Source organism: Bradyrhizobium sp. LMTR 3 (genome assembly GCF_001693485.1).
GTDB lineage: Bacteria > Pseudomonadota > Alphaproteobacteria > Rhizobiales > Xanthobacteraceae > Bradyrhizobium.
Map to the genome: position 1 here is coordinate 132,406 of NZ_MAXC01000010.1, position 11,746 is coordinate 144,151.

Annotated in this window: 11 protein-coding genes; 5 read left to right on the plus strand and 6 right to left on the minus strand. The window is 63.2% G+C overall.

Annotated elements, in window-relative coordinates; genetic code table 11:
- Positions 1-110 precede the first annotated feature (110 nt).
- Positions 111-1,769 carry an electron transfer flavoprotein-ubiquinone oxidoreductase gene (locus LMTR3_RS08745; protein WP_065744680.1) on the minus strand — a complete coding sequence of 553 codons (1,659 nt, stop codon included), beginning with the start codon at positions 1,767-1,769 and terminating at the stop codon, positions 111-113.
- Positions 1,770-1,902: 133 nt separating this feature from the next.
- Between LMTR3_RS08745 and LMTR3_RS08750 the strand changes: the two genes are divergently transcribed.
- Positions 1,903-2,724 carry a uracil-DNA glycosylase gene (locus LMTR3_RS08750; RefSeq protein ID WP_065744703.1) on the plus strand — a complete coding sequence of 274 codons (822 nt, stop codon included), beginning with the start codon at positions 1,903-1,905 and terminating at the stop codon, positions 2,722-2,724.
- A 118-nt stretch (positions 2,725-2,842) separates the two neighbouring features.
- On the opposite strand, the gene LMTR3_RS08755 is transcribed toward LMTR3_RS08750, so the two are convergent.
- The 5 genes from LMTR3_RS08755 to LMTR3_RS08775 all read right to left on the minus strand — a co-directional run bounded on the left by LMTR3_RS08755 (position 2,843) and on the right by LMTR3_RS08775 (position 7,635).
- The gene (locus LMTR3_RS08755) at positions 2,843-4,348 is read right to left on the minus strand and encodes a glycosyltransferase family 39 protein (protein WP_065744681.1); all 1,506 of its coding nucleotides are present in this window, start codon (positions 4,346-4,348) and stop codon (positions 2,843-2,845) included.
- 78 nt (positions 4,349-4,426) lie between these two features.
- Complete coding sequence (gene rnhB / locus LMTR3_RS08760) at positions 4,427-5,218, minus strand: ribonuclease HII (RefSeq protein ID WP_065744682.1); 792 nt, start codon at positions 5,216-5,218, stop codon at positions 4,427-4,429.
- Positions 5,219-5,278: 60 nt separating this feature from the next.
- Complete coding sequence (locus tag LMTR3_RS08765) at positions 5,279-5,854, minus strand: GNAT family N-acetyltransferase (RefSeq protein WP_065744683.1); 576 nt, start codon at positions 5,852-5,854, stop codon at positions 5,279-5,281.
- A gap of 60 nt (positions 5,855-5,914) precedes the next feature.
- Complete coding sequence (locus tag LMTR3_RS08770) at positions 5,915-6,364, minus strand: VOC family protein (RefSeq protein WP_084029494.1); 450 nt, start codon at positions 6,362-6,364, stop codon at positions 5,915-5,917.
- A 110-nt stretch (positions 6,365-6,474) separates the two neighbouring features.
- Positions 6,475-7,635 (minus strand): PA0069 family radical SAM protein, encoded by a 1,161-nt coding sequence (locus LMTR3_RS08775; RefSeq protein WP_065744685.1) that lies wholly within the window; start codon positions 7,633-7,635, stop codon positions 6,475-6,477.
- A 190-nt stretch (positions 7,636-7,825) separates the two neighbouring features.
- Between LMTR3_RS08775 and LMTR3_RS08780 the strand changes: the two genes are divergently transcribed.
- The 4 genes from LMTR3_RS08780 (at position 7,826) to LMTR3_RS08790 (ending at position 10,859) form a co-directional block, all read left to right on the plus strand.
- Positions 7,826-8,398, plus strand: coding sequence for a glycosyltransferase family protein (locus LMTR3_RS08780; protein WP_065744686.1), 573 nt, complete (start codon positions 7,826-7,828; stop codon positions 8,396-8,398).
- A 146-nt stretch (positions 8,399-8,544) separates the two neighbouring features.
- Positions 8,545-9,474 (plus strand): bifunctional helix-turn-helix transcriptional regulator/GNAT family N-acetyltransferase, encoded by a 930-nt coding sequence (locus LMTR3_RS08785; protein WP_065744687.1) that lies wholly within the window; start codon positions 8,545-8,547, stop codon positions 9,472-9,474.
- A 188-nt stretch (positions 9,475-9,662) separates the two neighbouring features.
- Positions 9,663-9,818: a hypothetical protein gene (locus LMTR3_RS38365; protein ID WP_176721842.1), complete on the plus strand. Its 156-nt coding sequence runs from the start codon at positions 9,663-9,665 to the stop codon at positions 9,816-9,818.
- Positions 9,819-10,457: 639 nt separating this feature from the next.
- A complete protein-coding gene (locus LMTR3_RS08790; RefSeq protein WP_065744688.1) occupies positions 10,458-10,859 on the plus strand; it encodes a RidA family protein in 402 nt (133 codons plus the stop codon).
- Positions 10,860-11,746: the final 887 nt, after the last annotated feature.

An 11,746-nucleotide genomic window follows, 5' to 3' on the forward strand; every position in this document is an offset into this window, starting at 1 on the left:
GGCTCCGATTTAGCCAGCCCAACCCGGAAACGCTTTTACTGTGGCAGTATCGTGGCTAGAGGCGGTATCACCCTCCTCCAACTCACGCAATCGTGGTCTATACGGCCTCTCTACATGCCCTGGTAATTCGGCCCACCGCCGCCTTCCGGCGGAACCCAGGTGATATTGCCGTTCGGGTCCTTCACATCGCAGGTTTTGCAGTGGACGCAGTTCTGGGCATTGATCTGGAAGCGTGGACCCGAGGCCTCCTCGACCCATTCATAGACGCCGGCCGGGCAATAGCGGTTCGACGGACCGGCATAGACATCGTGCTCGGATGCCTTCTGCAGGTTCAAGTCGGCGACCTTGAGATGAACCGGCTGGTCCTCCTCATGGTTGGTGTTGGAGAGGAACACCGAGGACAGCTTGTCGAAGGTGAGCTTGCCATCCGGCTTGGGATAGGCGATCGGCGCATGCGCCTTGGCCGGATCCAGCGTCTTGCGGTCGGACTTGGCGTGCGACTGGGTTCCGAACAGCGAGAAGCCCAGCGTGTTGCACCACATGTCGAAGCCGCCCAGCGCCACGCCGATGATGGTGCCGAATTTCGACCATAGCGGCTTGACGTTGCGGACCCGATGCAGGTCTCGGCCTACGGCGGAATCGCGCCAGGCGTTTTCGTATTCCACCAGTTCGTCATTGGCGCGGCCGGCGCCGAGCGCTGCCGCAACGTGTTCCGCCGCGAGCATGCCGCTGCCCATCGCGTTGTGCACGCCCTTGATGCGCGGCACGTTGACGAATCCCGCCGCGCAGCCGATCAGCGCGCCGCCCGGGAAACTCAAGCGCGGCACCGACTGATAGCCGCCCTCGGTGATGGCGCGCGCCCCGTAGGAGATACGCTTGCCGCCTTCGAACACGGTTCGAATGGAAGGATGCGTCTTGAAGCGCTGGAATTCGTCGAACGGCGAGAGATACGGATCGTCGTAATTGAGATGCACGACGAAACCGACCGCCACCTTGTTGTCGTCGTAATGGTAGAGGAACGAGCCGCCGCCGGTCCTGTTGTTGAGTGGCCAGCCGAACGAATGCTGGATCAGGCCCTTCTGGTGCTTGGCGGGATCGATCTCCCAGACTTCCTTCAATCCGATGCCGAATTTCGACGGCTCGCTTTTCGCGTCGAGCGAGAATTTCGCGATCAGTTCCTTGCTCAGGCTGCCGCGTGCACCTTCGGCGAACAGCGTGTATTTGCCGAGCAGTTCCATGCCGCGGGTGTAGGAGTCCTTGTGGCTGCCGTCCCTGGCGATGCCCATGTCGCCGGTCGCGATGCCCCGCACCGCACCGTTATCGTCATACAGCACCTCAGCCGCGGCAAAGCCGGGATAGATTTCGACGCCGAGCGCCTCGGCCTTCGGCGCCAGCCAGCGGCAGACATTGCCGAGCGAGCCGATATAGCAGTGATGATTGTACATCAGCGGCGGCATGGCGAAGTTCGGCAGCCGGATCGCGCTGGTCGCGGTGGTCCAGTAGAAGCGGTCGTCCTTGACCTGGGTTTTGAGCGGGCAATCGGCGTCCTCACGCCAATCCGGAATCAGCTTGTCGAGCGACACCGGATCGATCACCGCGCCCGACAGGATGTGCGCGCCGACCTCGGAACCCTTCTCCACCACGACGATGCTGAGATCGGCATTGAGCTGCTTCAGCCGGATCGCCGCAGCGAGGCCAGACGGCCCGGCGCCGACGATCACGACGTCGAATTCCATGGATTCGCGAGGAGGAAGTTCTTCTGCACTCATGATTTGATCTCAGCCCAATTGAGAACGGCTCTAAAGGCTCGTTGTTTCCGATTTTTGCGGGGAGGACAACCATGGAAATGCAATGCGAGGCGTTTCACGCCGGCTCGATCCATATTAGATTGGCATCATGGATTTGATCCCCGAACCCGCGCCTAATGTCAGGCAATTGCTGGCTTTTTATCTGGAGGCCGGGGTCGATTGCGCGTTGATGGAGGAACCAGTCGATCGGCTGACCGAGCCCGACGCCCCTGCTGCCCCCATCGCTGTCCGCGAGACTGCGCCACCCCGTCCCGTCAGGGAAATACCCGCCGCGATGCCGGCGGTTCCGCGCAGCGAAATAGCGCCCGCGCCGGAGGCGGCCATCGCTCTCGCGCGCGAGGCGGCGCGAACGGCGCCGACGCTGGAAGCGCTGCGTACGCTCCTGGAAAATTTCGAGGGCTGCGCGCTCCGAAACACCGCGACGCGGCTGGTGTTTGCCGACGGCAACCCGCAGGCGCGCATCATGTTCGTCGGCGAGGCGCCCGGCCGCGACGAAGACATCGAGGGCCTGCCCTTCGTCGGACGTTCCGGCAAGCTGCTCGACCGCATGATCGCGGCGATCGGGCTCGACCGCAGCAAGGCCTATATCGCCAACGTGATTCCCTGGCGGCCGCCCGGCAACCGGACGCCGACGCCGCAGGAGACGCAAATCTGCCTGCCGTTCATCCAGCGGCAGATCGAACTCGTGAACCCAGACATACTGGTGACGCTCGGCAACCCCTCGACGCAAACGCTGCTGTCGACCCGCGATGGCATCATGAAGACCCGCGGCAGGTGGTTCGACTACGAAACCGGCACCCGCACGATCCGCGCCATGGCGACGTTCCACCCGGCCTATTTGTTGCGCTCGCCGTCCTACAAGCGGATGTCCTGGCAGGACCTGCGCGCAATCGCAAAGGCGCTGGACGCTTCGTAGGGTGGGCAAAGGCGCGAACGCGCCGTGCCCACCATCCTGTCCGTGCTCGTGATGGTGGGCACGCGGAGCTTAGCCCACCCTACGCATCTGCGCAGCATTCGGGGCACGGCACCCAACTTTACTGCGCCTTCGGCCGCACGATCGCCCAGCCGATCCGCAGCAATGGCTGGCGGCCGTTCACCATCCATTCGAAGGCGCGCGGCACTTCCGGCACCAGGCCGGGAAAGCGTTGCGCGATATCGGGCGGCGGCGCGCCCGAGGTGTCGGAGGCGCGCCAGACCACGACACCGCCGGTCTCGTTGAATTTCGCGACCGACAGCCATGGGGTTCGCTCCGGCGTGGCATCGAGCAACAGATGCGGGCGCCCGCTGTTCATGGCGATGAAGCTTGCCAATTGCGGATCGCCGGCCACCGCGCGCAGGCGCTGGTTGGTCCGGCGCTCAAAGCTGTCGCCGAAGAAATGCGCAATGGCTTTTGCCGGCAGCGAGGTCGGCACTTCGTTCGCGGTCCATGGCAAAAACAGCGCGGCCGCAATCGTCACCAAGGCAGGCGCGACGACCGCCGCCGCCCATGCCGTCCGCAACAGGCGCTGGCGCCGCAGATGGATCAGATCGCCGCTCGCCACGATTACGGCGAGCCCCGACATCAGCAAGGCGACGCCCTCCCCGCCGACGACGTGATCGCGGTTGAAGATGCCCGCGATCAGGCTTCCGAGCAGCGCCGGCGCAAGCGCAAAGAAATAGACGAAGTCGCGCGCCAGCGGATCGACCGGCGGCCGGTAGATAATCGGCGCCTCCCCGGCATGGCGGGAGAACCGGCCGGAGTTGAGGATCGCCAGCAGCACGATGGCGGACATTGCGAGCACGAGGCCAACGAGCAGCCAGCCCCATTGCAGGATGCGCCCGCCGAGATCGGAGATCGCGGGCCATGGCGGCATCGCGAGCGCATCGGCGCGGAGCAACCAGATCAGATAGGGCAAGACCAGGACGGCGATCACGAGCAGCGCATAGAGCGGATCGAGCGACATCAGCACGCGCCGCCCCCGCGCGGTGGCAACGGCAAATCCGGCGAGCAGCAGCAGCAATCCGAGCGCGGCCGGCGTCGTCAGCAGCAAAAGCCCGGCCTCGATCGACCAGGCGAACCAGACGTTGCGCCGGTTCTGGCCGATCAATTGCCAGGAATGCAGCAAGAGCAGCGCCCATAGCGGGCGCGCCAGCACCAGCGGGCCGAACTCGACGCCGGGGGAACTGAAGGCCACCACCGTCATCGACAGCAGCACCGCGAGCACCGCCTGCTGCCCGCCGACAATTGCGCGGCCCAGTTGATAGTAGATCCAGAAGGTAACGACGGCGCAGACCTGCGCCAGCAGATAGACGCCGAACATATGGTTGCCGGCGGCACGAAACGCGATATCGGCGAGCCAGAACGCCAACGGCGGACCGAGCCATGTTCCGACCTGGTATTCCCGGCCGAAGGCCAGCACGGTCGCAAGGTCACCGGGCGGGCTGCGGTACAGCAGCATCGGCAGGATCAGCCAAATTGCGGCCTGGACCAACACCACGAGCCAGACCACCAGCCGCGGCCGGGCGCGGATCAGTTCGACAACGAGCGAGGTGAAGCGCATGAAACGTCCGAATGCCGGGCCGGGCAGCCCTGTCCCCCGACGTTTGATAGAGCGCAGGAGCCGTCGAGGCAACCGATCTCAGATCGTGACCGAGATCTCGGAAGTAATCTCTTCATCCACGGTGAAGAGGTCGGGTTCGACCGTCTCTTCAACTGTCTCGGGGAAATGTTTCAGCCGCGCGGCAATGACGGGTGCAAAAAACCGGCGGTGGTGGATGCTCGGGCCGAGCCGGTCGAGCGCCTCGCGGTGTTCCGGCACCGCGTAGCCCTTGTGGGTTTCGAAGCCGTAGCCCGGACAATCCAGCGCCAATGCGCTCATCAGGCGGTCGCGCGTCACCTTGGCGATGATCGAGGCGGCGGCGATCGACATGACGATGCCGTCGCCGCCGATCACGGCGTCACAGTCGCAGGGCGCATCGATCTTGTCGCGGCCGTCGACGAACACGTGCTTCGGCATTTCGGGCAGCGCGCGCACGGAACGCGCCAGCGCCCAGAGCGAAGCGCGCAAGATATTGTCGCGGTCGATCCGCGCGGGCGAGGCAAAGGCGACGGCAAACGACGAGGTGGCGCAGATCTCCTCGAACAATTCCTCGCGGCGTTCGGGCGTCAGCCGCTTGGAATCGTCGATGCCTTTGGGGATTCGCTTGGGATCGAGAACGACCGCGGCCGCTACCACAGGCCCGGCCAAGGGACCGCGCCCGGCCTCGTCGCAGCCGGCGACGGGCCAGACGCCGCGCTTGATCAGCGCCCGCTCGCGGCGAAAGCTCGGCGGGGCAAGCGTGATCACGCCCTTGGGCAGCTCGGCCTGCTCCTTGCCGGCCTTCTTGTCCGATTTCCCGTCAGGTTTCTTGGTGGACTTGTCCCGAATCATGGCCGGGATTCGTGCGCCAGCGCGCGGCCGCGCGCAACCGGGAACCTGGCACAATTCCCGTTATTCAGCGTGACCTCGTCGCCACTCCTCGGCTTCAATCACATAAACGCTCCGGCTGCCGCGCTTGGGCGCTGCAATCGTCTGCCGGTAACGCATTCCGAGCTTCTCGAGGGCATGAATGGATGGCGCATTTCTCGGGTCGACCAGTCCAAGTAGTCTGCTGCATTTGAGGTGGTCGAATCCGAAGGCGAGCTGCGCCTTTCCAATTTCGGTCGCGATCCCCCGGCCCCATACCCGGCGCGCAAGGACAAACCCGATCTCGAAATCGTCAGTTCCCAACGCATCGCATGGGGACAAGCCGGCAAAGCCAATGATTTCGCCCGCAGGCTTTTCCGCCAGAACCGCCATTCCCGTGAGGCTGCCGCCGAAAGTGAACAATCGCCGAATGAAATCCTCGGCAGCGTCCCTTGCCATCGGCGCTCCGGCGAATGCCAAGCGCATTACATCGCTATCGCCAAGAATCAGATCCTGCAGGACCGGTATGTCGCTTTCAGCCGCAGCGCGCAGAATCAGGCGCGGCGTTGTCAGAATGACGAGCGGCTGCTCTTCCGGCGCTGGCGCAGGCTGCTGGTGCATCAAACCGCAATACGGCAATTCACCGGCCGGGAGAAGTGGCGCTGCCGCAACGTCGTGCGTTTAATCCGGCAGGTGCACCCGCCGGTCCTCGCCGACCTCGATACCGGGCGCCACCACGACTTCCCAAGTGTGGTTGTCGGGATCGGCGAAATAGCCGGAATAGCCGCCGTAGTCGGTCTTGTGCGCGGGCTTCAACAGCGACGCGCCGCAGGAGATGGCGAAATCGAGCGCAGCGTCCACCTCCTCGGTAGAGCTGCAATTCCAGGCGAGCGTCGTGCCGCGAAACGTCTTCGGCCGCGGCTGATCCGGCAGCTTGGCATCGCCGGCGAGTTGATCCCACGGGTAGAGCGCAATCACGGTGCCGCCGGTGTCGAAGAAGGCGACGGCCTCACCGGTTGCGCGCATTTTTCGGGCAAAGCCGAGCGCCTCATAAAAGGCGATGCTGGTGCGGATATCGTTGACGCCGAGCGTGATGACAGTGAACCGGGGGACTGGCTTCGGCTTATTCATTTCGCTCATCTTACTCTCTCCGTCATTGCGAGCGAAGCAATCCATTAGCACGGCATGACGGATAAATGGATTGCTTCGTCGCTAGCGCTCCTCGCAATGACGACAACGACCTAGAACAGACTAAGTTGCTGGCCGCTTCGCTTCGGCTTGACGAAATGATCGGTCGTCAGTTTCGAACGCCGCTTGTTGAGGCCGAGCTTCTCGCAGGCGATCTCGAACCGCCGTCCGATCATCCAGGCCATCGGGCCGGTGCCCTTCATCCGCGTACCCCATTGCGAGTCGTAGTCGCGCCCGCCGCGCATGTCGCGGATCAGGGTGAAGACGTGACGGTAGCGGTCGGGATAATTCGCCATCAGCCATTCGCGAAACAGGTCGCGCACCTCGAGCGGCAGCCGCAGCAGCACGTAGCTCGCCTCCTTGACGCCCGCGTGAGCCGCGGCATCGAGAATGCGTTCGATCTCGGAATCGTTCAGCGCGGGAATAACGGGCGCGACCATCACGGTTGCCGGGATGCCGGCCTGCGACAATTGCCGCAGCGCCTCCAGCCGCTTCGGCGGCGTCGAGGCGCGCGGCTCCATCGTGCGGGCGAGCTTGGGGTCGAGCGTGGTCACGGAAATCGCGACCTTGGCCAAATTGCGCTTTGCCATTCGCTGCAGAATATCGATGTCGCGCGTCACCAGCGCCGATTTGGTGACGATGCCGACGGGATGACCGGCCCGATCCAGCACTTCGAGAATGCCGCGCATGATTTTGTGCTCGCGCTCGATCGGCTGATAGGGATCGGTGTTGGTGCCGATCGCGATCATGCGCGGCTCGTAACCGGGCGCCGCCAATTCTTTCTCGAGCAATTCCGGCGCGTCCGGCTTGGCGAGCAATTTGGATTCGAAATCGAGTCCGGGCGACAGGCCGAGAAAGGCGTGGGTCGGCCGCGCGAAGCAGTAGACGCAGCCATGCTCGCAGCCGCGGTAGGGATTGATCGAGCGGTCGAAACCGATGTCGGGCGAGTCGTTGCGGGTGATGACCTTGCGCGAGGTATCCAGCGAGACCGTGGTCTTGAACGGCGGCAGGTCGTCCAGACTCTGCCAGCCATCGTCGAAGGCGACCCGCGCCTCGGCTTCGAACCGGCCGCTGTCGTTGGACTGCGCGCCGCGGCCGCGCCGCCGCTGGCGTTCGATGGCGACCGCGAGCTCGGGAAAAGGGGTCGCACCCGCCGGTTCGGAGGGCGGCTTGACCGGCGGGTGCTTGAGGGCATGAGAGGATGCTCGGCTCATGAAGCGAACATAGCACGCACCGAGAACAAATCAAGAACATCTTCGGCAACAGTTCACAGGAAGCGCGGACACCGAAGACGGAGCCGGCGCCCGATGCCGCAAAAATCTGCACGCAAGCGGCTGTTTTGATTGTGACAAGATGATAACTGTGCAGCGTTTTTCACCGTTTGAGCCATCGAAAACCTCACTCATGCTGAGCGTGATCATCCCAACCGAAGGAATAGAGCAGCCCGCCGTGGCCACGCTGGCGGCGCTGGTGCCGGGAGCCGCAGCCGGCGTCATCCGCGAGGTGCTGCTGGTCGACCGGGCCGGCAACGGCGTGATCGAACGGGTGGCCGACGTGGCCGGATGCCGCTTTCTGAGGTTTGAGGGAACGCGCGCCGCGGCGCTGGCCGCCGGCGCGCGGGCGGCGCGCTCGCCTTGGCTGATGTTCCTGCACGCCGGTGCGGTGCTCGACAGCGGCTGGATCGACGAGACCACGCAATTCATCCAGAACGTATCGAACAGCGGACGGCCGCGTGCCGGCGTCTTTCGCTACGCCCGCTCGCCCTATGCCGAGACGCGGCTGCGCGACGGCTTCAAATTCGTCGCCCGCATGATCGCCGGGCCATCGGCGGAACAGGGGCTCCTGATCGCGCGCGATCATTATGAGCGGCTTGGCGGCTACCGGCCGGATGCCCGCCGCTCCGAGACGCGGTTGCTGCGGCAACTCGGTCGCTCGTCGCGCACCCAATTGCGCAGCCGGATCATGGTCGTCGCCTAAAGCGGTCCACGCAGGGCCCGGCCACAAAATATCGAAAACAACCCCATGCAAGTAGAAGCGGCACGAGCCGGCGCGCCTCCTCCCTCGCGAAATATACTTGCCAAAGTCAAATACATCTTTGACAATGGCAAATATCGAGGTGTCCGATGTCCCAGATGAATTCCGAACAAGAGGTCGCGGCCGTTCGCGCCTTCAACCGCTTCTATACCCGCAAGCTCGGGATCATCGAGCCGAAGCTTCTGCACAGCCCGTTCACGCTGCAGGAAGCGCGAATCATGTACGAGATCAGGCATCGCCCGGCCTGCACCGCCACCGACCTCACCCGCGACCTCGGGCTCGATCCCGGCTTCCTGAGCCGCACCTTGCAGGGACTTCAGCGCCGCCAGATCGTGACGCGAAGGCCTTCAAAGGACGACGGCCGCGTCAACGAGCTCTCGCTCACTGCGAAGGGGCGCTCCGCCCAGGCCGAGCTCGAGCGCCGCGCGCGCGAGGAAGTTGGAAGCCTGCTCGCTGCGCTGGACGTCGATCAGCGCGCCGCCGTCGTCCGAGCCATGACGACAATCGAGCAAACGCTGGAGCGCCCAATGGAGAAGCCAGCCGCTTTTCTCTTGCGCAGCCATCGACCCGGCGACATCGGCTGGGTGATCTCGAGCCAGGCAAAGGCCTATGCCGAGGAGTATGGCTGGGACATCAGCTACGAGGCACTGGTCGCCGAGATCTGCGCGCAATTCATCAAGAGCTATGACGCTTCGCGCGAGCATTGCTGGATTGCGGAAGCAGGCGGCGAGCCGCTCGGCTCGATCTTTCTGGTGAAGGGCAGCGATGACGTCGCAAAGCTGCGGCTGTTGCTGGTGGAGAAAAAGGCGCGCGGGCTCGGCGTCGGCCGCGCGCTCGTCGAGCAGTGCATCCGCGCGGCGCGCGAGAAAGGCTACAAGAAAATGACGCTGTGGACCCAAAGCATCCTTGTCGCCGCGCGCGGTATCTATCAGGCCGCAGGCTTCCGTCGCGTCAAGGAAGACCCGCACCATAGCTTTGGCGTCGATCTCGTCGGCGAGACCTGGGAGCTGGAGCTGTGAAGGTAGCGCGGTTGCCAGCCGTCATTCCGGGGCGATGCGCCAGAATCGAACCCGGAATCTCGAGATTCCGGGTCTGGTCCTTCGGACCATCCCGGAATGACGAAGGCCGCAGGATTCCGTCGCGTCGAAGAAGGGCCGCATCACACCTTCGGCGTCATCCTCGTCGGCGAGACCTGGGAAATGAAGCTGTGAAGCCGGCGCGCCGCGATACAACGCGGCGCATCACGCCGGCAATGATCGACTTTCATGTCGCGCGCGCAGACCAGTTGCGCGCAGAAGCCCGTCGCGACATGTGGCGCGCGCTGTGGGCGCTCTTGATCAGGCTGAAGCGCCTTTGGCTTTAGGCCGGCGCAGATGCTCGTCCTGATGCGTCGCTACCCGATGACATCGATTGATGCCAAGAGCGAGAAACACCCCAATAACAGATGCCCCGTTTATGTGATAATTAAGACGGGAGAAGGATGATCAAGAGCGTAGCTGCAAGGCCCGCAACCCCCAGCCCCAGCAATAGCCAAACCGACAAGGACCCGAGAAGCGCCATTCGCACCGCCGGTGTGAAGGACGGCGGCAAGTGCGCCGACGCAAGACCACATGGCCCAAGGCACCCTGTCGAACACAGACTTGATCCATCTGTACTCGACCGGTGACGAAACATCCGCGCTCGGGTCGCTCATAGATATATCCCGGTCGGCTAGAGTGAAGGACCTTGGCGACGCAATATTCGCCTTGCGTCATAACGATGTCGAGCATTCCAGCATTCGGCTGAACGAATGCGCGGCGCGCGCCAAAGCGCCAAGCCGCCTTCTCAATCACCGCTCGCACGCAAACTCTGGCCCGTTCACAATCGCGATGCGCGTGGTACGATCCGCCTGCGCGTTGCGAGGTGAGAGGACAGCCGCCACAAACTGCTTGCGCGAGGAGGTCCACATGACACCGCATCCTCGCCTGCTTCGAACCCCCTTCACAGAAGGAGACCCTTGGACATGAAAACTATCCGCTCCCCCAGGGTGGCCGAGGCGCCGCCGCAGACTTGGTCCAACATGAAAGTGGTAAATGGATATTTCCACATCGCGGGGATGACCGGCTCGGGTCCTAAAGGGGAGCATCCAGGCGACGACATGTACATTCAGGCCAAGTCGATCTTCCAGAAGTTCAAGGACTTGCTTGAGGCCGCGGGCGGCAAGATGAATGACATCATGTCTATCACGGTGTACGTCACCAATCTCGATGAAAACACCGAGGTGTGGCGTGCGCGCCGGGAGTTCTTCACCGGCGACTTTCCTTGCTCAACCCTAATCGAGGTAAAGCGCGTTGGCTCGCCCCAGGCCAGCCCGCCGCTCAAGGTGGAGATCAACGCGACCGGCGTAATAGGCGCGGGGGGCTAGTTCGCCGTTTCGAGCGTCTAGCAAGCCTGTCACAGAGAACGCGGACCTGACGGTCTGGGCATTGCCAGCGACAATTAGCTGTCGGAGCGGTCCCGCCTGATGTCGGCTATCGGCCCCAAACACAACAGCGCTTAAGCCGTGGTCATGTCGGCTGACGGAGGCAGACCGGACGCAGGTCCATCCTCGCCTCCACAGCCGCTTGTGACCCAAAGCGGACTTTGTCATTTGCCCGGATTTTTCGTTGACGCGCTTTGAATAGCGCTCCGATAAAGCTGTTTAGCTCTTTAAGGTTGAGGCAATCGATCTACGCTATGGTCCGCCTACAACGTTTTAAGATGGTAATGGTTGGCACTAAGGATTATGTCTGGTGTACTTAACTGCCTTTCTGATCGTGGTAATCTTGAGTGCCGTGGTATCGCTTCGCCGATCCATGAATCTATCACGGAACTCTGAGCTGCTTGGCCCGGCCCAGCGACTCGCAGTTCGGCGGCGTGCGATTTGGCCGGCAGGCTGCGGGCTAATTTGCATGCTGCTGGGGTGGATCGTACTTCATTTTGTTCAAGACAAAATTGTTCTCTCCGTGACAATCCATCTCACGGGGCTTAGTGCCGCTTTCTTCAGTGGCTGGTTTCTTGGCGTCATTGGCGGGATGGACTGGGATTGAAGCGCCGCGATCACCGCAAAGCGAAAAAAAGTGCATCGGACTATGGCCGCCCACAAGCTACCGTGACTTCGGCATCGTCCTGTTGATGTCCGCTTCTGTGAAGGGTTTCGGATGCCGGCCGCTTGAGGGACGTCGCGGCGTATTCGGCGGCCGGCGTCCGAAAGCCTCCAAGGGAGGAAACCGCGGGAGGGAGCACGTGGGTAGCGCGGCGTGGCTATGGGGA